General features: G+C 52.6%; 20 protein-coding genes. 10 read left to right on the forward strand and 10 right to left on the reverse strand.

Annotation, left to right across the window (positions count from 1 at the left end; all coding sequences use genetic code 11):
* Nucleotides 1-118 precede the first annotated feature (118 nt).
* Together pbpG and RGV86_RS04970 are read right to left on the reverse strand one after the other, a co-directional pair.
* Nucleotides 119-1,051: a D-alanyl-D-alanine endopeptidase gene (gene pbpG, locus RGV86_RS04965; protein WP_010347193.1), complete on the reverse strand. Its 933-nt coding sequence runs from the start codon at nt 1,049-1,051 to the stop codon at nt 119-121.
* A gap of 173 nt (nt 1,052-1,224) precedes the next feature.
* Nucleotides 1,225-1,812, reverse strand: coding sequence for a Yip1 family protein (locus RGV86_RS04970; protein WP_000020073.1), 588 nt, complete (start codon nt 1,810-1,812; stop codon nt 1,225-1,227).
* Between the two features lie 169 nt (nt 1,813-1,981).
* Between RGV86_RS04970 and RGV86_RS04975 the strand changes: the two genes are divergently transcribed.
* Nucleotides 1,982-2,560: a DedA family protein gene (locus tag RGV86_RS04975; RefSeq protein ID WP_085460935.1), complete on the forward strand. Its 579-nt coding sequence runs from the start codon at nt 1,982-1,984 to the stop codon at nt 2,558-2,560.
* Between the two features lie 125 nt (nt 2,561-2,685).
* On the opposite strand, the gene RGV86_RS04980 is transcribed toward RGV86_RS04975, so the two are convergent.
* Together RGV86_RS04980 and mdtQ are read right to left on the reverse strand one after the other, a co-directional pair.
* Nucleotides 2,686-3,447: an SDR family oxidoreductase gene (locus tag RGV86_RS04980; RefSeq protein ID WP_085460936.1), complete on the reverse strand. Its 762-nt coding sequence runs from the start codon at nt 3,445-3,447 to the stop codon at nt 2,686-2,688.
* 52 nt (nt 3,448-3,499) lie between these two features.
* Nucleotides 3,500-4,936, reverse strand: coding sequence for a multidrug resistance outer membrane protein MdtQ (mdtQ, locus tag RGV86_RS04985; protein WP_085460937.1), 1,437 nt, complete (start codon nt 4,934-4,936; stop codon nt 3,500-3,502).
* A gap of 222 nt (nt 4,937-5,158) precedes the next feature.
* Between mdtQ and yohP the strand changes: the two genes are divergently transcribed.
* Nucleotides 5,159-5,242, forward strand: coding sequence for a small membrane protein YohP (yohP, locus tag RGV86_RS04990; protein ID WP_000691708.1), 84 nt, complete (start codon nt 5,159-5,161; stop codon nt 5,240-5,242).
* A 371-nt stretch (nt 5,243-5,613) separates the two neighbouring features.
* Here yohP and dusC read toward each other — a convergent pair whose 3' ends face one another.
* The 6 genes from dusC to mhbT form a co-directional block, all read right to left on the reverse strand.
* Nucleotides 5,614-6,561 (reverse strand): tRNA dihydrouridine(16) synthase DusC, encoded by a 948-nt coding sequence (dusC, locus tag RGV86_RS04995; protein WP_001264860.1) that lies wholly within the window; start codon nt 6,559-6,561, stop codon nt 5,614-5,616.
* A gap of 61 nt (nt 6,562-6,622) precedes the next feature.
* A complete protein-coding gene (locus RGV86_RS05000) occupies nt 6,623-7,816 on the reverse strand; it encodes a 3-hydroxybenzoate 6-monooxygenase (RefSeq protein WP_000170146.1) in 1,194 nt (397 codons plus the stop codon).
* A gap of 14 nt (nt 7,817-7,830) precedes the next feature.
* On the reverse strand, nt 7,831-8,475 hold the full coding sequence (gene maiA, locus RGV86_RS05005; protein ID WP_000781173.1) for a maleylacetoacetate isomerase: 645 nt from the start codon (nt 8,473-8,475) through the stop codon (nt 7,831-7,833).
* Nucleotides 8,476-8,483: 8 nt separating this feature from the next.
* Nucleotides 8,484-9,185, reverse strand: coding sequence for a fumarylacetoacetate hydrolase family protein (locus RGV86_RS05010; RefSeq protein WP_000196042.1), 702 nt, complete (start codon nt 9,183-9,185; stop codon nt 8,484-8,486).
* A gap of 15 nt (nt 9,186-9,200) precedes the next feature.
* Entirely contained in the window at nt 9,201-10,229 is a 1,029-nt protein-coding gene (gtdA, locus tag RGV86_RS05015; RefSeq protein ID WP_000131690.1) for a gentisate 1,2-dioxygenase, read from the reverse strand.
* An 11-nt stretch (nt 10,230-10,240) separates the two neighbouring features.
* Nucleotides 10,241-11,599 carry a 3-hydroxybenzoate transporter MhbT gene (gene mhbT / locus RGV86_RS05020; RefSeq protein ID WP_000194207.1) on the reverse strand — a complete coding sequence of 453 codons (1,359 nt, stop codon included), beginning with the start codon at nt 11,597-11,599 and terminating at the stop codon, nt 10,241-10,243.
* A 126-nt stretch (nt 11,600-11,725) separates the two neighbouring features.
* Here mhbT and RGV86_RS05025 point away from each other — a divergent pair, with 126 nt between their 5' ends.
* The 8 genes from RGV86_RS05025 (at nt 11,726) to preA (ending at nt 18,748) form a co-directional block, all read left to right on the forward strand.
* Complete coding sequence (locus tag RGV86_RS05025) at nt 11,726-12,634, forward strand: LysR substrate-binding domain-containing protein (RefSeq protein WP_000024642.1); 909 nt, start codon at nt 11,726-11,728, stop codon at nt 12,632-12,634.
* 130 nt (nt 12,635-12,764) lie between these two features.
* Nucleotides 12,765-13,163, forward strand: a complete 399-nt coding sequence (locus RGV86_RS05030) for a CidA/LrgA family protein (protein WP_001516704.1) — start codon at nt 12,765-12,767, stop codon at nt 13,161-13,163.
* Nucleotides 13,160-13,855 carry a CidB/LrgB family autolysis modulator gene (locus RGV86_RS05035; RefSeq protein ID WP_000968197.1) on the forward strand — a complete coding sequence of 232 codons (696 nt, stop codon included), beginning with the start codon at nt 13,160-13,162 and terminating at the stop codon, nt 13,853-13,855. Before RGV86_RS05030 ends, RGV86_RS05035 begins: the two co-directional genes overlap by 4 nt.
* 130 nt (nt 13,856-13,985) lie before the next feature.
* Entirely contained in the window at nt 13,986-14,870 is an 885-nt protein-coding gene (cdd, locus tag RGV86_RS05040) for a cytidine deaminase (protein WP_000553574.1), read from the forward strand.
* Nucleotides 14,871-15,054: 184 nt separating this feature from the next.
* Entirely contained in the window at nt 15,055-15,774 is a 720-nt protein-coding gene (gene sanA / locus RGV86_RS05045; RefSeq protein WP_000920075.1) for an outer membrane permeability protein SanA, read from the forward strand.
* A gap of 2 nt (nt 15,775-15,776) precedes the next feature.
* Nucleotides 15,777-16,016, forward strand: coding sequence for a DUF2542 family protein (locus tag RGV86_RS05050; protein WP_000383083.1), 240 nt, complete (start codon nt 15,777-15,779; stop codon nt 16,014-16,016).
* Nucleotides 16,017-16,280: 264 nt separating this feature from the next.
* On the forward strand, nt 16,281-17,519 hold the full coding sequence (locus tag RGV86_RS05055) for an NAD(P)-dependent oxidoreductase (protein ID WP_137598269.1): 1,239 nt from the start codon (nt 16,281-16,283) through the stop codon (nt 17,517-17,519).
* Complete coding sequence (gene preA / locus RGV86_RS05060) at nt 17,513-18,748, forward strand: NAD-dependent dihydropyrimidine dehydrogenase subunit PreA (RefSeq protein ID WP_000956051.1); 1,236 nt, start codon at nt 17,513-17,515, stop codon at nt 18,746-18,748. Before RGV86_RS05055 ends, preA begins: the two co-directional genes overlap by 7 nt.
* Nucleotides 18,749-18,873 lie beyond the last annotated feature (125 nt).

The following is an 18,873-nucleotide window of genomic DNA, read 5'->3' on the forward strand; positions in this document are numbered from 1 at the left end:
ATAGCCGGATGCCTGATGCAGATGTAGGCCTGATAAGATGCGCCAGCATCGCATCAGGCATCGTGCCCGAATGCCGGATGCGGCGTAAACGCCTGATCCGGCCTACAGGCAAGCAAACTTAATCGTTCTGTGCCGTCTGCCCCGCCGCCGCCATCTGAGCGGCTTTTTGTTTTTTATAGCTCAACGCCGCAGCCGGAACAGGCATCACTTTACCGGTCTCAATCCAGGTACGCAGGCGGCTGGCATCGGCAAAATGGGTATATTTGCCAAATGCATCCATCACCACCAGCGCCACCGGTTTATTATTGATAACCGTGCGCATCACCAGGCAATGCCCTGCGGCATTGGTAAAACCGGTTTTGGTTAACTGAATATTCCAGTTATCGCGATAAACCAGATGGTTAGTATTGCGGAACGGCAGGGTGTACGTCGGATTAGAGAAGGTCGCCATATCTTCACGGGTGGTACTCAACTGACCGATCAACGGATATTGTTTGCTGGCAATCAGCAATTTGGTCAGGTCACGGGCCGTCGAAACGTTATGCACCGACAACCCGGTCGGTTCAACAAAGCGCGTGTTGTTCATTCCGAGCGACTTCGCTTTCGCATTCATCGCTTTAATAAAAGCGTTATAACCACCAGGATAATGGTGCGCCAGGCTTGCCGCCGCGCGGTTTTCCGAAGACATCAGCGCCAACAACAGCATATCTTTACGGCTGATTTCGCTGTTCAGTCGCACGCGCGAATAGACCCCTTTCATCTCTGGCGTCTGGCTGATATCCACTTTCAGTTTTTCATCCAGCGGCAGTCGTGCGTCAAGCACCACCATTGCGGTCATTAATTTGGTGATTGACGCAATCGGACGCACCAGATCCGGGTGGTTCGAATAGATCACTTTGTTGGTATTCAGATCAACAATCATCGCACTACCGGAAGCGATTTCCGGCTGCGAAGCTGTGGTAGCGGCGGTCGTTTTCGCAACGGCCTGCGGTGCAAAAGGCACAGCCAGCATTAGAGCCAGGCTAAATAAAGAAACTCGAAATTTCGGCATGATGAGCATTCAGATAGTGGTTCACGCGCACGGGTTGCGCACCGCCGGAGTAAGGATTTACTGAGGCTAGCGACGCCATCATAACGAGCAAAAAGTGCGATCGTCAAAGGAGAATCGTGAGGAAATGCTGCATTGCTGACATTTACGTCAGCAATGCAACGCAAAAGAACTTTCTAGAACAGCCGATAACCGTACCCCCACAGAATAACGGTAATAGCGAGCAGCACTTCCAGCACCAGTACGCCAATCGCCAGCGTCGAACTGGAGAAACTAAGACCTTCCTCTTTGTTGATATTCAGGAAGCTCGGAATACCGAGATAAAGCAGATAGCCGGTGTAAAACAGCGCCACCGTGCCGACCAGCGCGCACAGCCAAACCAGCGGATAAAGCGCCACCAGGCCGCTTAAAAACAGCGGCGTTGCGACATATCCGGCAAAGACCATACAGTGCGCAAGCGATGGACGTTGCGGATATTTGCGCGCCATCCACCAGATGACTCGCCCCATCACCGCGACCCCTGCCAGCATAACGCCATAAAACAGGACAGCCAGCGCCAGTCCGGTAAACCAGGATAACTTCAGGATAGTGCCATCGCCAAAATTCCAGCCAATTTGCGTGGTGCCAATGAAGGCACAGATCACCGGAATCGCCGCCATCAGCAAAACGTGGTGGGTGTAGTGATGAGAAATCGTTTCGTTTTCACGATTAATCACCTGCATTTCACGATCGGGATGGGAAAACAGTCCCCAGACATGGCTCATACCGCCCCCTTTTTGTGAGTTGCTGAACCTGACAGTTCAAGTATAAGTCAGCTTGTGGTTATTTTTTGCCCTGTTGTGAAATTTGCGTCGCGTGATGAAACGCCTTTTTCTGCGCAAACAATTCACAGGGTGTATGCTTACAGGCAACCAAAGGGAGACAGACTGGCCTATGGATCTCAATACACTCATCTCACAATATGGTTATGCCGCGCTGGTGCTCGGCAGTCTGGCAGAGGGTGAAACCGTGACTTTGCTGGGAGGCGTTGCGGCACATCAGGGATTATTAAAATTCCCGCTGGTGGTTCTTTCTGTGGCGCTTGGCGGCATGATTGGCGACCAGGTGCTTTATCTGTGCGGACGGCGGTTTGGCGGCAAGCTGTTGCGTCGTATCTCAAAGCATCAGGATAAAATTGAGCGGGCGCAGAAACTGATCCAGCGCCATCCGTATCTGTTTGTTATTGGCACGCGTTTTATGTATGGCTTTCGGGTCATTGGCCCGACGCTGATTGGTGCCAGCCAGTTGCCGCCGAAAATCTTTCTGCCGCTGAATATTCTCGGCGCATTTGCCTGGGCGTTGATTTTTACCACTATCGGTTACGCCGGTGGTCAGGTGATTGCGCCGTGGTTGCACAGTCTTGATCAGCATCTGAAACACTGGGTCTGGTTGATTCTGGCCGTGGTTCTGGTGGTTGGCGTGCGCTGGTGGCTGAAACGGCGCGGGAAGAAAAAGCCGAATAATCAGGCATAAAGCAGTTGCCCCAGATAAGTCGTTCGCGCCGCATCCGACATCAGGTGCACCATGCCTGATGCGACGCTGGCGCGTCTTATCATGCCTACAACATACCCATTGAAATATCCACATATCCCATTGCGCTACTCCGGTTTAAACTGCGGATTCGCCAGCATAAAACCACCATCGACAATCAACGACTGCCCGGTGGTGTAATTTGCGCCTTCGGAACATAGCCAGGCCACCAGACTGGCAATCTCATGCGTTGCGCCGAAACGCCGCAGGGGAATTGATGGCTCGGCATCGGGCTTCACGTCGCCGTCATCCATGCCGTTCATCGGCGTGGCGATGGCACCTGGCGCGACCGCATTCACCAGAATCTTATGCCTGACCAGTTCGAGCGCCATCGATTTGGTTAACCCGCCGAGTGCATGTTTAGCGGCGGTGTAGGCGCTGGCATCCGGCAGCGGCGTATGTTCATGTACCGATGTAATGTTGATGATGCGACCACCTTGCCCCTGTTTCACCATCTGGCGGGCGGCAATTTGCGAGCATAAAAAAGCACCATCGACATCAACGGTAAAAATCTTGCGCCACTCATCAAAAGCCATATCAAGAAACGGCGCTTTGGTCATCGCTCCCGCGTTATTCACCAGCACATCAATACGCCCCAGTCGTTGAATGAGTTTCTCCAGCGCCTGCGCACCTTCTGGTAGATTGCCGAGATCCAGTTGCACCATCTCCGCACGGACGCCGTAGCTAACCACTTCACGCGCGGTTTCTTTTGCCCCTTCTTCATCTGAGTGCCAGGTAACGCCTATATCAAAACCCTGTTGCGCCAGTAATAACGCGCACTCTTTACCGATCCCCGAATCGGAGGCGGTAATTATCGCGACCTGTGCCATCGAGTTCTCCACTTAACGCTGAATAAACGTTAAGTATAGAAGGCGCATATCATCAGCGTTTGTAGCCCCCACCCAGCGCGCCGGTGAGTTGAACGGAGGCATCCAGCCACTGCCCCTGCAAGAGCAGACCGTTCGCCCGTTCACGCAGCGCCGGGATTCTGGCTTCGCTGACGCGGGAACCAGCAATGATGCCCGCGTTAAAGCGTGCCTGCGCAAGACCTACCACACGCAGGGCATCGCGCTCAATTTGCGCCTGATGCTGGTTTTTCTCCACCAACGTCTGAACCTGACTGGCTGCCCGCGCCACGTCATTTACCGCTTCAACCACCGCTTTGTTGTAGCTGGCGATAGACAAGTTGCTTTCGGCTTTCGCGATATCGAGGTTGGCGTTAAGACGGCCGCTATCGAAAATGGGTAGCGTCAGGCCTGCCGTAACGCCCATTTGCTGCGCGGAATGGCGGAACAGATCGCTTAAGTGCAATGCATCTTGTTGCAGGAAGGCCATCAGGTTTATGTCGGGGTAAAAGGCCGCTTTTGCCGCGTCGATGCTGCTTAAGGATGATTCAACGTACCAGTGCGCCGCCTGCAAATCGGCACGGCGTGCCAGCAAGGAATAACCCAGTTCATCAGGAAGCTGGCTTGCCACTTCAGGCAGCACGACCGGATGCAGCTTTAAGGCGCTCGCCTGGCTGTTAGTCAGCGCACTTAACCGCGCCTCAATAATTTTCATTTTTCCCGCCGCATCGTTGCGCTGCTGCCGGGTTTTACTGGCATTAATATCGGTTTCCACACCTTCAACCGAAGAGGTAATTCCGTTTTTATACAACTGGCGATCGGTCGCGATAATGGTGTTCTGCTCTTTTTCGATTTGCTGCAAGACAGTATTTAACGCCGCCTGGGTTTGCCACTCCCAGTACAGACGTGCCACGCTGCCAGCCAGCAATTGGCGAGTTTGCTCGCGTTCCGCCACCCGTGCTTTAACCGTACCCAGGCGAGCAGTAACCTCCGCCCGATTCTTTCCCCAGATATCAAGATGCCAGCCCGCCGTTAAGCCAAAAGTACCGTTGGTGTACCACGGACCGGTCGTACCTGCCGCAGGATCGTTCAGAGCAAACGGCCCCATTAACCCTTCTGCCGACATTTTTTGCCGCTCCATATCCGCAGAAAAGTCGATCTGCGGACCATCCTGAGTGGCTACAGCTTTCGCCTGGGCTTCAGCCAGTTGAATGCGCTGTTCAGCCACCTGCATATCCGGTGCGTTCTGTAGTGCATTGTTAATTAATGAAGTGAGTTGATTATCGTGATATTCCAGCCACCACTGACTGTCTGGCCAACCATTCTTCAGCGCCATGGGTAATGCGGCGTCAACTTGTGCAGCGGGCGTTTGCTGGCTTAACGCCTGGCGGGTTTCGTGCACAGGCGCACATCCGGCCAGCATAAGCAACAGCGGAAAACAGGCGATGGCTGGATAAAAGGGATCACGATTCATGGGGAATAATCAGGTAAGAAATGGTGCGCGGAGATTACCGTGTGTTGCGATATATTTTTTAGTTTCGCGTGGCAATACATCACTGGCAATAAAACGACATATCCAGAAAAACATACAGTAAGTAAATGATATTCTCCGATTTATCTTAATCGGTTATGAATAACGGCAAAGGGTTTTATTTTTTCCTATACTTACTCAGCACTCACAAATAAAGGAACGCCAATGAAAATTATACTCTGGGCTGTATTGATTATTTTCCTGATTGGGCTACTGGTGGTGACTGGCGTATTTAAGATGATATTTTAAAATTAATTAATGTCATCAGATCCGAAAATAACAAGAATATTTCAGTCTCTCATCCTGTTGCGCTCCTGTCATGTGCATTGCTTCATATAATCACTGGCGCAAGGAGCGCGCAGGGGGCGGCCAATCGCCGCCGCCCCCTGCACCCCCGGGCTCTGGCGAACAAAATCGCCGCTGCGCGGTGCCCTCGGCTTATCCCTTGCGGCTACCGGGTCGGGCGCGAGGTAACATCCCTGTAAAACGCGCCCTCAGCCCACATCCATGTGGGCTGCCCCGGCCTCCAGGGAACGCCTCGGCGATTTTGGCGCCACCAAACAACCGTGCGGCCTATTGATAAAGAGCTAACACATTGTCAAAAAACATCACTATGGTTTTTAGAGTTTCTCGATATCAATTGCCTGAATAGCCCTTGCAATATCAGGGGAATTATTCAACACCCGAACATGCTGAAATAATTCCGTTGCTTCATCGTATTCTTTACGCAAATAACTCAACCACTGTTTAATTCGCGCGACGTGATATAGCCCAGTATCGCCCTGCTTTTCCAGACGGGTATATTTTTGCAGCAAAGCAACCACCTCCGGCCACGGCATTCGCGGTTCGTTATATTTTACCACCCGGCTCAGGTTGGGAATATTCAGCGCCCCGCGACCAATCATTACCGCGTCGCAGCCGCTCATCGCCATACATTGTTGCGCACTCTGCCAGTCCCAGATTTCACCGTTGGCAATCACCGGAATATTCAGCCGCTGGCGAATTTCACCAATCGCCTGCCAGTCAATATGCTCCGCACGGTAGCCCTGCTCTTTTGTCCGCCCATGCACCACCAGTTCCGTGGCGCCAGCCTGTTGAACAGCATCGGCAATTTCAAACTTCTTATCGCCGCTGTCCCAGCCAAGCCGCACTTTCACGCTGACGGGCAAATGCGCCGGTACAGCTTCGCGCATCGCTTTTGCCCCCTGGTAGATGAGCTCGGGATCTTTGAGTAACGTCGCCCCGCCGCCGCTACCGTTAACCGTTTTCGATGGGCAACCGCAATTGAGATCCACGCCCCAGGAGCCTAACTCCACCGCACGAGCGGCATTTTCCGCCAGCCATTGCGGGAACTGCCCCAGCAGTTGTACGCGCACCAGCGTACCGGATGGCGTTCGACTGGCATTTTGTAGTTCAGGGCAAATGCGATGAAAGACTTTTACCGGCAGCAGTTGATCGACCACGCGGACAAATTCGGTGATGCACAGATCGTAGTCGTTAACTTCGGTCAGCAATTCACGCACCAGAGAGTCAAGCACACCCTCCATCGGCGCCAGTAGTACACGCATATCATCACCCGCAAAAAAATGAGGCGCTATGGTAGCGCCTCCGGTCAGCGGATTAAAGTGCTCAACGTGGTTGCAGACAGTTATCTTCTTTCCAGCCGTACAGCCACTCCATACCACGATAAAACTCTGCCTGCGATTTCCCTTTCCACAGCAGGTTACGTACCTGGCGTTCTACCCCCGCAGCGTGGTATACCCGCCCCATTTCACGGGTTGACCAGACGATGCGCGCGGTGCGTGGAATACGTACCGACTCATACAGCGCAAAGGCTTGTGCCGCATCGCCGTCACATTCTGCCAGCGCCTTACCGAGCGTCACCGCGTCTTCCAGTGCCATACAGGCACCCTGCGCCATATATTGCGCCACCGGATGCGCCGCATCGCCCACCAGCGTTATGCGCTTCGTTCCCCACTTCGCCACCGGTTCGCGGTCGGCAGTTGACCAGCGTCGCCATGAGGTCGGTTTATCCAGCATCTGGCGCGGGCGTGGATGAATGCCTTCAAAATAGGAGAGCACTTCCTCTTTGCTGCCATCCTTCACGCCCCACTCTTCCTGCTGGCGACTGTGGAATGTCACCACCAGGTTATACTGCTTGCCGCCGCGCAAAGGGTAATGCACCAGGTGACAGTGCGGCCCCGCCCACAGTACCGGCGCGTTAATACGCAAATCTTCCGGCATATCGGCACAATCGATAACCGCACGGTAGACCACATGCCCGGTAACGCGCGGCACATCGCCTAATAAGCTCTGACGCACCACTGACTTCACGCCATCACAGCCAATCAGAATATCGCCGCTCCAGCTATTGCCGCGATCGTCAAAAACGGTGACATCGTCTTCCGTCTCACGAATATCCACCACCTGTGTGGAGGTGTGATATTCGACGTCCGGATGCGTCAGTACCGCTTCCCACACCGAGGCATGGATATCAACCCGATGGATCACCGCGTAAGGGCCGCCAAAATGGTCACGAAAGGCCTGCCCGGTTTCAATGCGCACCACCTCTTCGGCGTTTACTGCGTCCATCATGGTGATGTGATCGGTAAACACCGCGCGCTGACGGGCAATTTCCCCGACGCCAAGACTGTCAAGCGCCGAAAACGCGTTTGGCCCCAACTGGATGCCTGCGCCAATCTCACCGATTTCATGTGCCTTTTCCAGCAGCACGACTTTGATCCCCAGGCGGGCCAGTGACAGCGCAGTTGCCGCACCGCCGATCCCGCCTCCCACAATTACTGCGCGTGTCACTTTCGTCATTATGCTTCTCCTGGTCAGGCTGAAATTTTATCTTGTTGATTTTCTGGCGCGGCAGCTATAAATGCTGGCAGCTGCGTGCAGGCGTCGTACACCACTTTACAGCGCGGATATGCACTCAGGTCGCAGTTCATGCGTAACGCATTTGCCCACTGTGGGACAAGGCAGCAGTCTGCCAGCGTCGGCGTCTCGCCCACACAAAATTGCCCCGACTGGCTCTGGCGCAGCAGTTGTTCCACCGCGCTTAACCCTTGCTGGATCCAGTGCGCATACCAGCGTTTTTTCTCTTCTTCACTGACGTTCAGTTCTTCGGTCAGGTAGCGCAGCACACGCAAATTATTCAGAGGATGAATGTCGCAAGCGATGGCATAAACAATTTCCAGGACTTTATTGCGAGCCGGTTCTTCCTGCGGCAACAGCGGAACTTGTGGATAATGACGATCCAGCCAGTCAATTATCGCCAGCGATTGACCGAGTGACTCGCCATCATCGGTCAGCAGCGTCGGCACCAGCCCGACCGGATTCATCCGCCGGTAGGCCAGTTCGTTTTGCTGACCAATGCGGATATTCACCCCTTCGGTCTGGTAATCGATACCCTTTAGCGCCAGCGCGATACGCACCCGGTACGACGCTGAACTATTAAAAAAACTGTACAGCTTCATCTTGCACCTCAGACAATCTTCACCGCGATAGGGGTTAAACCCTCGACGTTGCCCGTGATCACATCGCCTTTCACCACCGGGCCAACACCTTCCGGCGTGCCGGTGAAGATCAGATCGCCCGGTTGCAGTTCAAAGAAGCCGGACAGGTAGCTGATGGTTTCATTCACTGACCAGATGAGATGACGAATATCGCTGCGCTGATGATCTTCGCCGTTAACCTGTAACCAGATTGGCGCGTTCTCAATACCGCCGGTTTCGCTGGCTTTGTGCAGCGGCGCGATCGGCGCAGAGAGATCAAACGCTTTGCCGATTTCCCACGGGCGTCCCATCTGGCGCATTTCCATTTGACGATCGCGACGGGTCATATCAAGCCCCGTGGCATAACCCCAGACATATTCATGGGCGTTTTCCAGCGGGATATCGCTGCCCTTTTTACCAATTGCCACTACCAGCTCAATTTCATAATGGTAGTTATCGGTCTGCGCCGGATATGGCAGCGCCAGCGTTTCGCCAGCGGCAACCGGAACAACGGCATCCGCTGGTTTGCAGAAGAAGAATGGCGGTTCACGATCCGGATCGAAGCCCATTTCGCGGGCGTGGGCAGCATAGTTACGTCCGACACAGTAAACGCGACGCACGGGGAATTGTTCATCACTGCCAACAACCGGTACGGTAACGGGCGCTTGCGGTTCGAATACATATTGAGTCATTTTTTCTCTCCCAAATTAATAACGCGCTTCGCGGAACAGCCCCAGGGCTTCTTGTACCGGTCTGTCCGAAAAACTAAATAAAACGGTATCTTGCGTGGTCTGGAATGACACGCCGTGCCAGGTCGGCACCACGAAGATATCTTTTGCACTAAAGGTGAAGGTTTCATTGCCGATAGTGACCAGCCCGCCGCCTTCCACCACGTGGTAGATGGTGCTGTCAGTTGTGCGCGCCACGCGGGAGGCGAACCCTTTCGGCAACAGTTGCAGGAAAGCGCCCATCGACGGCATCGGATACCCGCCAGTGACCGGGTTGACGTAGCGCATTTTGTAGCCATCCCACTCATCGGCATCGCCCAGCCGGGTTAAATCGTGCAGCACTTCGCGGCTGCGGTCATAACGGTAGTTAAAGATCGGCGAGGAGTTCCCCGTCTGATGGCGCAGCGGCAACATATTGGCGGCATAACGCGGCAGATAATCCCCCTCTTTGCGCGTTACCGGTTGTTGCTCTTCCGGATAATCTTCGGCAAAACCGCAGCCCAGAGTGTTCACTAATGGCAGATCCAGTCCATCCAGCCAGATAACCGGTTCGTCGCCAGGATTACCGTGATCGTGCCAGCGCCACTGCGGGGTCAGGATAAAATCGCCCTCATTCATTGGCGTGCGTTCGCCATCAACGGCGGTAAATGCGCCTTTACCTTCAACAATAAAACGCAGCGCCGACTGGTTATGACGATGGCTTGGTGCCACTTCGCCTGGCATGATCAGTTGCAAACCGGCATACAAGGTGGCGGTAATAGAGGACTGACCGCGCAGCGCCGGGTTTTCCAGCACCAGTACGCGACGCACCGCCTCTTTCGCGCCAATCAGGCTGCCACTTTCCAGCAACAACGGGCGGATCTCCTGATAATTCCAGTACGCTGGCGCGCAATTAGCGTTGGGCGTTTTCGGCACCAGATGGTGCAACGACTCCCACAGCGGGGTCAGGTTTTGCCCGGAAATGTGCTGATAAAATTGCTCGCGGCTATTTTGATTGTTATCAGTCATTGAGATGCTCCTTATTCGTTCACAACGCCTGCGCGAGGCAGTGAGTCAGGGACAGAGGTCGACTGGCGAACGACGGTAATCAGCAGCGTTAACATCACCGCACTGATCGCCGCAGGCACAGCGATAATGAAAAACAGAGTGTCGAAAGAGAAATTCATCGCCATCATCACGCCGCCAGAAAGCGAACCGACAATCGCGCCGCAGCGACCGACGGCGTTTGACCAGCTCACGCCCGTGGCGCGACTTTGTGTCGGGTAGAGCGTGGCGGTCAGCGCGTTCAGCCCCACTTGCGATCCGCTGATACCAATGCCAGTGCCAAAGACAGCCAGTGCCATCAGCCATAATCCGTCCTGACTTAAGCCAATCATCACGATGCATACAACGCCTATGGCATAGCTCAGCGCCAACACGCGGAAAGGATTGAATTTATCCATCAGTACGCCCAGCGCCAGCGCGCCCAACGTGCCGCCAATCTGGAATGCGGCGGTGACCCAGGACGCATGTTGCAGGTCGATACCACGATGGTTAAGCAACGTCGGCATCCAGCTTGAGAGCAGGTAAATGATCAGCAGGCTCATGAAGAAAACGACCCACAGCATCAACGTGATGGTTAACTGACGCCCGGCAAACAACTGGCGAATGCTGCCTTTGGCAATAGCGGCTGGTTCATTGAGATAAAAGTGGGTATCGACATAACGCTCGCGAGTCATGGCACTCACGGTTTTTGCAATTACCGCCTGCGGTAACTGGCGACGCACCTGCCAGCGTGGCGATTCCGGCAAAACCACCACCAGCGCGACAAATAAAATCAGCGGTAATACGCCTCCCAGCACCAGAATGCCGTGCCAGCCAATCACCGGCACCAGTTGCGCGCTGACAATCCCGCCAAAGGCTGACCCCAGCGTGAAACCGCAAAACATCAGCGTTACCAGCGCGCCTCGACGACGAGCTGGCAGATATTCCGACGTCATGGTGATGGTATTCGGCATTGCGCCGCCAAGACCTAACCCAGTGAGAAAGCGCAGGATTACCAGTGTTTGCAGATCTGGTGAAAAAGCAGAGGCAAGACTTAACGCACCAAATAAAAAGACGCACAACTCAATGACCCGTTTACGACCAAAGCGATCGGACAACGGGCCGCAAAGCAGCGCGCCTGCGGTTAATCCCAACAGACCCGCGCCAAACAGCGGCGCGAGATCGCCTGCGGAGAGTTGCCAGTGAGTACGAATATCGGGAGCGATAAAGCCGATAGCCGCCGTGTCAAAACCATCGAGCATTACCACCAGAAAACAGCAGATGATAACGCGCCACTGCATCTTGCCGACCGGAGCGGCATCGATCAGTGCTTGTAAATCACGTCGTTGAGTCATAGTGAATGCCTCAGTGCAGGTAAGGTAGATGTTTCTATTGTTTTGTATATGTTGCGATATTGTGATTAAAGAGATGAAATGTACAATGGCATTTTCGGCAGAGAGATAACCTGGAGGTTATGGCAAATGGCAAACTGGGCGCAGAAATTAAAACTTCATCACCTGCAAATGCTGGTGGCGCTGGGCGAACAGGGTAATCTGACCCATGTGGCGCGGATGATGAATATCACTCAGCCTGCGCTGTCGAAATGGCTGTCACAACTCGAAGATGAGATCGGCCTCACACTCTTTGAGCGGCACAGCAAAGGGCTACGTCCGACCGAAGGTGGCAAATTGTTATTGCAACATGCCCAACGATTAATCAATGACATGGAGCGATCGCAACATGAACTGGCGCGCTTTAAACAAGGCGGGCTGGTCGGCAGTCTGAAAATAGGTTGTTCTCCTGTCGCCACTGACTGCGTATCCCAGGCAATTTTGCATTTGCTAAAAGAGATGCCGACGCTGCACCTGAATATCGAAGAGAAGGTGATGACGCCATTACTGCAAGACCTGCTGGCAGGTTCTGTGGATGTAGTGGTTGGTCGTATTGGTGGTCGTGCACTGCAACTGCCGCTAAATTATCAGGTGCTCTACACCGAGCCAGTGTGCTTTGTCGCTCGCCCAAACCATCCACTGGCGAAATATGCCGCTCTTGGCTGGGATGATCTGGCTAACTGGCGCTGGATAGTCTGGCCAACCGGGACACCTATTCGTCTCAGTATTGATAATGCGCTGGTAGAACATGGCGTGATGCTGCCAGAAAACACCATTGAATCGGCGTCAATGAACGTCAGCACCAATCTGCTCCAAAGCAGCGACATGATTTCTATACTCTCTTTACGTCTGGCGCAACGCTATGCCAGTCAGGGGCAACTGGTGATCCTGAACCTGCCGAAGATAGAACAGAAAGGCAGCGTCGGCGTGTTCTGGCGTAATAACGAAACGCCCTCCCGTGCGCTAAGTCGGTTCCTGCACTTTTTGAACCAGAATTAGACCACTGAATTGGGCGCTTGCCCGATATTCGTCTCCTGTAATTCAACTATGCTCAGATTTCATGATGTGATCGGTAGCACGTTTTACAGATTAATTGTATGATGAATCCATCTCATCTGGGGTGTTGATCATGAGTAAGACACTGAACATTATCTGGCAATATTTACGCGCTTTTGTCCTGATTTATGCCTGCCTGTATGCAGGTATTTTCATTGCTTCCCTGCTACCGGTAACCATTCCGGGCAGCATCATCGGGATGCTGATCCTGTTTGTCCTGCTGGCCTTGCAAATTCTTCCGGCGAAGTGGGTCAATCCGGGGTGCTACGTACTGATTCGCTATATGGCGCTATTGTTTGTGCCGATTGGCGTAGGCGTCATGCAATATTTTGATTTGCTGCGCGCACAGTTTGGCCCGGTAGTGGTTTCCTGTGCCATTAGTACGCTGGTGGTTTTTCTGGTGGTGAGCTGGAGTTCGCACCTGGTACACGGTGAACGTAAAGTCATAGGTCAGAAAGGATCAGAGAAATGATGGCGAATATCTGGTGGTCATTACCGCTGACATTGATTGTCTTTTTTGCCGCCCGCAAACTGGCAGCGCGGTATAAATTTCCATTGCTCAATCCGTTGCTGGTGGCAATGGTGGTGATCATTCCTTTTTTAATGCTGACCGGCATCTCTTACGACAACTATTTTAAAGGTAGTGAGGTTTTAAACGATCTGCTGCAACCGGCGGTGGTGGCGCTGGCCTATCCTTTATATGAACAGCTGCATCAGATCCGCGCGCGCTGGAAATCGATCATCACCATTTGTTTTATCGGTAGCGTGGTCGCGATGGTGACAGGGACTTCCGTGGCATTGTTGATGGGTGCTTCACCAGAAATCGCCGCGTCAATCTTGCCGAAGTCGGTGACTACGCCAATTGCGATGGCGGTTGGCGGCAGTATTGGCGGTATCCCTGCAATTAGCGCAGTTTGCGTCATTTTCGTCGGTATTCTGGGCGCGGTGTTTGGTCATACGTTGCTTAATGCGATGCGTATTCGCACCAAAGCGGCGCGCGGTCTGGCGATGGGAACGGCCTCTCACGCCCTCGGTACGGCGCGCTGTGCCGAGCTGGATTATCAGGAAGGCGCATTTAGTTCGCTGGCACTGGTGCTGTGCGGGATTATTACCTCGCTGATCGCACCGTTCCTTTTCCCGATTATTCTGGCTGTAATGGGCTAAAATTTTGCGATGCGTCGCGCATTTTTGATGTAAGTTTCACGCGTTGCATAATTAATGAGATTCAGATCACATATAAAGGCATAACGGGTTCGTAAACTGTTATCCCATTACATGATTATGAGGCAACGCCATGCATCCACGTTTTCAAACTGCTTTTGCCCAACTTGCGGATAACTTGCAATCTGCACTGGAACCCATTCTGGCAGACAAGTATTTTCCTGCGTTGTTGACCAAAGAGCAGGTCTCTTCGCTGAAGAGCGCAACGGGGCTGGACGAAGACGCGCTGGCTTTCGCACTGCTGCCGCTGGCGGCGGCCTGTGCCCGCACGCCATTGTCGAATTTTAATGTTGGCGCTATTGCGCGCGGCGTGAGTGGAACCTGGTATTTTGGTGCCAATATGGAATTTATTGGCGCGACAATGCAGCAAACCGTTCATGCCGAACAAAGTGCTATCAGCCACGCCTGGTTGAGCGGTGAGAAAGCACTCGCCGCTATCACCGTTAACTACACGCCTTGCGGTCACTGCCGTCAGTTTATGAATGAACTGAATAGCGGTCTGGATCTGCGTATTCATCTACCGGGTCGCGAAGCGCACGCGCTGCGTGACTATCTGCCGGATGCTTTTGGGCCGAAAGATCTGGAGATTAAAACGCTGCTGATGGACGAGCAGGATCACGGCTTTGCACTGACCGGCGATGCGCTTTCTCAGGCGGCGATCGCAGCGGCAAACCGTTCACACATGCCTTACAGCAACTCCCCAAGCGGCGTGGCGCTGGAATGTAAAGACGGTCGTATTTTCAGCGGTAGCTACGCTGAAAACGCGGCATTCAACCCGACTCTGCCGCCATTACAAGGAGCGTTAATTCTGTTGAATCTCAAGGGGTATGATTACCCGGATATTCAGCGCGCGATTCTGGCAGAAAAAGCCGATGCGCCGTTGATTCAGTGGGATGCAACCTCCGCAACGCTGAAAGCTCTCGGCTGCAACAATATCGACCGCGTTCTTCTCGCTTAAGCCTGGTGCCGGATGCGGCGTGAACGCCTTGTCCGGCCTACAGCCCTGGCACACTGATAAGCGTCGCATCAGGCTTGCCAACTTATCCTGGTGTCGAAAATCCCGGCAAACAGTTTGCCGTTTCTTGCGCAAAGCCCGCAGGTAAAGTAGCCTGATTGAAATTCCCCAAGATCGAGTTTTCTGCATGTTAAAGCGCGTGTTTTACAGCCTGTTAGTCCTGATCGGCTTGCTGCTGTTGACTGTGCTCGGCCTCGATCGCTGGATGAGCTGGAAAACTGCGCCTTATATCTACGACGAGTTACAGGATCTCCCCTACCGCCAGGTCGGCGTGGTACTTGGCACCGCGAAGTATTATCGCACCGGGGTGATTAATCAGTATTACCGCTACCGTATTCAGGGGGCAATAAATGCCTATAACAGCGGTAAGGTGAATTATCTATTACTTAGCGGCGATAACGCGTTGCAGAGTTATAACGAACCGATGACCATGCGCAAAGATTTAATTGCCGCTGGTGTCGATCCAGCTGATATTGTTCTCGACTACGCAGGTTTTCGAACTCTCGACTCTATCGTACGCACGCGCAAAGTCTTCGATACTAACGACTTCATTATTATCACTCAGCGTTTCCACTGTGAACGGGCATTATTTATCGCTCTGCACATGGGTATTCAGGCGCAGTGTTATGCCGTACCATCACCCAAAGATATGTGGTCGGTACGTATTCGTGAATTTGCCGCTCGTTTCGGCGCTCTGGCTGATCTTTATATCTTTAAACGTGAGCCACGCTTTTTAGGTCCTCTGGTTCCTATTCCGGCAATGCACCAGGTGCCGGAAGATGCGCAGGGGTATCCGGCCGTTACCCCCGAACAATTACTTGAATTAGAAAAGAAACAAGGAAAGTAGTTATGGATGTTCAGCAGTTTTTTGTCATTGCCGTTTTTTTCCTGATCCCTGTATTTTGTTTTCGCGAAGCCTGGAAAGGCTGGCGTGCTGGCGCAATTGATAAACGGGTTAAAAATTCCCTGGAACCAGTGTATGTCTGGCGTGACAAAAATCCCGGACTCTTCTTCGCTTATATAGTTGCATATAGCGGCTTCGGACTTTTATCCATCGGCATGATTATTTATCTTATTTTTTACCGATAATATTATTTCTTCCTCTTGCTAATTATTGAGAATAATTATTAGTTCACCCACCAGGCTGCGGATATAACATTCTGAACCGCAGCTATTTGTGAATCTTTTCACAGTTTAAATTCCCCCGCACGCTTAGCCTTAATATTAGTACGTTATATTTACCCAAAATAATTTGAGTTGCAGAAAGGCGCAACATCGCAGCACATGTAACTTGAAGTATTGCGGGTAAAACAGGCGTTCGCCTTAATTACCCATAGCATTAAGGAAGATCACATGCCGCAACAAAATTATCTGGATGAACTCACTCCGGCTTTTACGCCTTTACTGACGATTAAAGAAGCCTCCCGCTGTTTATTATGTCACGACGCGCCCTGCAGCCAGGCTTGCCCGGCGCAAACCGATCCGGGGAAATTTATTCGCTCAATCTATTTTCGTAATTTTAAAGGCGCTGCCGAGACAATTCGCGAAAATAATGCCCTCGGTGCCGTTTGCGCCAGAGTGTGCCCTACGGAAAAATTATGCCAGAGCGGTTGTACCCGTGCGGGTGTCGATGACCCCATTGATATTGGTCGCTTACAACGTTTTGTTACTGATTTTGAACAACAAACCGGAATGGAGATTTATCAACCGGGCAGCAAGACGCGCGGTAAAGTCGCGATTATTGGTGCAGGCCCAGCCGGATTACAAGCCAGCGTGACGCTGACCAATCTGGGTTACGACGTCACAATTTATGAAAAAGGAGCGCAACCCGGTGGCTGGTTGTGTAACGGTATTCCGCAATTTCGTTTGCCGCAGTCGGTGCTGGATGCGGAAATCGCTCGCATCGAAAAAATGGGGGTGACCATTAAGTGCAACTGTGAAATTGGCAAAACGCTTTCGCTGGAACAACTGAAAGCAGAAAACCGCGCAGTGCTGGTCACCGTGGGGTTATCGAGCGGTTCTCGGCTGCCGCTGTTTGAGCATAGCGACGTTGAGATCGCCGTCGATTTCCTGCAACGCGCGCGTCAGGCACAAGGCGATATCCGCATCCCGCAAAGCGCATTAATTATTGGCGGCGGCGATGTCGCGATGGACGTTGCCAGCACGCTGAAAGTTCTCGGCTGCCAGGCGGTGACCTGTGTGGCGCGCGAAGAGTTAGATGAATTTCCGGCAAGCAAGAAAGAGTTCACCAGCACCCAGAAATTGGGGGTATCGATTATTGATGGCTTTACGCCAGTGGCGGTAGAGGGCAATAAAGTTACCTTTAAACATGTTCGTTTGCCGGGCGAACTGACAATGGCAGCGGACAAAATTATTCTCGCCGTCGGTCAACATGCCGAACTTACCGCTTTTGCGGCGCTGGAGCCGAAGCGCAACATCATCGAAACGAAAAATTACCAGACTCGCGACCCACAACTGTTTGCCGCTGGCGATATTGTTGAGGGCGACAAAACCGTGGTTTATGCCGTGAAGACCGGGAAAGAAGCCGCCGAGGCGATTCATCACTATTTAGAGGGAGCTTGCTCATGTTAACGAAAGATCTTTCGATTACCTTTTGCGGCGTGAAGTTTCCCAACCCGTTCTGCCTTTCTTCTTCGCCGGTAGGCAACTGCTATGAGATGTGCGCCAAAGCCTACGACACAGGCTGGGGCGGCGTGGTGTTTAAAACGATCGGTTTTTTTATCGCCAACGAAGTTTCGCCACGTTTTGATCATCTGGTGAAAGAAGATACCGGTTTTATTGGCTTCAAAAATATGGAGCAGATTGCCGAACATCCCCTGGAGGAGAATCTGGCCGCTTTGCGTCGGTTGAAAGAAGATTACCCTGACAAGGTGCTGATCGCCTCGATCATGGGGGAAAATGAGCAACAATGGGAGGATCTGGCGCGTCTGGTGCAAAAAGCAGGCGCCGATATGATCGAATGTAATTTCTCCTGCCCGCAGATGACCTCTCATGCGATGGGGAGCGATGTCGGGCAAAGTCCGGAACTGGTAGAAAAATATTGTCGTGCGGTGAAACGCGGTTCCACTTTGCCGATGCTGGCGAAGATGACGCCGAATATCGGTGATATGTGCGAAGTGGCGCTGGCGGCGAAGCGTGGTGGCGCAGATGGCATTGCGGCGATTAACACCGTCAAATCCATCACCAATATCGATCTTAATCAGAAAATTGGTATGCCGATCGTTAACGGTAAATCGAGTATTTCAGGTTATTCCGGTAAAGCGGTGAAACCGATCGCCCTGCGCTTTATTCAGCAAATGCGCACCCATCCGGAACTGCGTGATTTCCCGATTAGCGGTATCGGTGGTATTGAGACCTGGGAAGATGCAGCGGAATTTTTATTACTCGGTGCGGCAACGTTACAGGTGACCACTGGCATCATGCAGTACGGTTATCGCATTGTGGAAGATATGGCGAGCGGGTTGTCACATTATCTTGCCGATCAGGGATTTGATTCGTTGCAGGAGATGGTTGGCCTGGCGAATCATAATATTGTCCCGGCGGAAGATTTAGACCGCAGTTATATCGTCTATCCCCATATTAATCTTGATAAATGTGTCGGCTGTGGGCGCTGTTATATTTCCTGCTACGACGGTGGGCATCAGGCGATGGAATGGGATGAGAAATCGCGCACGCCGCACTGCAATACCGAAAAATGCGTCGGTTGTTTGCTTTGCGGTCATGTCTGTCCGGTGGGGTGTATTGATCTCGGGGAAGTGAAGTTTAAAAAAGGAGAGAAAGAACATCCGGTAACGTTGTAGAACCAGCATCGCATCCGGCATTTGGCTCCTGTCGCCGGATGCGGCGTAAACGCCTTATCCGGCCTACAAAAACCATACAAATCAGTATATTGAGCCCATTGTAGGCCGGATAAAACGCGCCAACG

Source organism: Escherichia ruysiae (genome assembly GCF_031323975.1).
GTDB classification, from domain to species: domain Bacteria; phylum Pseudomonadota; class Gammaproteobacteria; order Enterobacterales; family Enterobacteriaceae; genus Escherichia; species Escherichia ruysiae.

Excerpts from the sequence above, each read along its gene's own strand:
- pbpG (WP_010347193.1), bottom strand. The coding sequence starts at position 1,051 with ATGCCGAAATTTCGAGTTTCTTTATTTAGCCTGGCTCTAATGCTGGCT.
- RGV86_RS04970 (WP_000020073.1), bottom strand. The coding sequence starts at position 1,812 with ATGAGCCATGTCTGGGGACTGTTTTCCCATCCCGATCGTGAAATGCAG.
- RGV86_RS04975 (WP_085460935.1), top strand. The coding sequence starts at position 1,982 with ATGGATCTCAATACACTCATCTCACAATATGGTTATGCCGCGCTGGTG.
- RGV86_RS04980 (WP_085460936.1), bottom strand. The coding sequence starts at position 3,447 with ATGGCACAGGTCGCGATAATTACCGCCTCCGATTCGGGGATCGGTAAA.
- mdtQ (WP_085460937.1), bottom strand. The coding sequence starts at position 4,936 with ATGAATCGTGATCCCTTTTATCCAGCCATCGCCTGTTTTCCGCTGTTG.
- yohP (WP_000691708.1), top strand. The coding sequence starts at position 5,159 with ATGAAAATTATACTCTGGGCTGTATTGATTATTTTCCTGATTGGGCTA.
- dusC (WP_001264860.1), bottom strand. The coding sequence starts at position 6,561 with ATGCGTGTACTACTGGCGCCGATGGAGGGTGTGCTTGACTCTCTGGTG.
- RGV86_RS05000 (WP_000170146.1), bottom strand. The coding sequence starts at position 7,816 with ATGACGAAAGTGACACGCGCAGTAATTGTGGGAGGCGGGATCGGCGGT.
- maiA (WP_000781173.1), bottom strand. The coding sequence starts at position 8,475 with ATGAAGCTGTACAGTTTTTTTAATAGTTCAGCGTCGTACCGGGTGCGT.
- RGV86_RS05010 (WP_000196042.1), bottom strand. The coding sequence starts at position 9,185 with ATGACTCAATATGTATTCGAACCGCAAGCGCCCGTTACCGTACCGGTT.
- gtdA (WP_000131690.1), bottom strand. The coding sequence starts at position 10,229 with ATGACTGATAACAATCAAAATAGCCGCGAGCAATTTTATCAGCACATT.
- mhbT (WP_000194207.1), bottom strand. The coding sequence starts at position 11,599 with ATGACTCAACGACGTGATTTACAAGCACTGATCGATGCCGCTCCGGTC.
- RGV86_RS05025 (WP_000024642.1), top strand. The coding sequence starts at position 11,726 with ATGGCAAACTGGGCGCAGAAATTAAAACTTCATCACCTGCAAATGCTG.
- RGV86_RS05030 (WP_001516704.1), top strand. The coding sequence starts at position 12,765 with ATGAGTAAGACACTGAACATTATCTGGCAATATTTACGCGCTTTTGTC.
- RGV86_RS05035 (WP_000968197.1), top strand. The coding sequence starts at position 13,160 with ATGATGGCGAATATCTGGTGGTCATTACCGCTGACATTGATTGTCTTT.
- cdd (WP_000553574.1), top strand. The coding sequence starts at position 13,986 with ATGCATCCACGTTTTCAAACTGCTTTTGCCCAACTTGCGGATAACTTG.
- sanA (WP_000920075.1), top strand. The coding sequence starts at position 15,055 with ATGTTAAAGCGCGTGTTTTACAGCCTGTTAGTCCTGATCGGCTTGCTG.
- RGV86_RS05050 (WP_000383083.1), top strand. The coding sequence starts at position 15,777 with ATGGATGTTCAGCAGTTTTTTGTCATTGCCGTTTTTTTCCTGATCCCT.
- RGV86_RS05055 (WP_137598269.1), top strand. The coding sequence starts at position 16,281 with ATGCCGCAACAAAATTATCTGGATGAACTCACTCCGGCTTTTACGCCT.
- preA (WP_000956051.1), top strand. The coding sequence starts at position 17,513 with ATGTTAACGAAAGATCTTTCGATTACCTTTTGCGGCGTGAAGTTTCCC.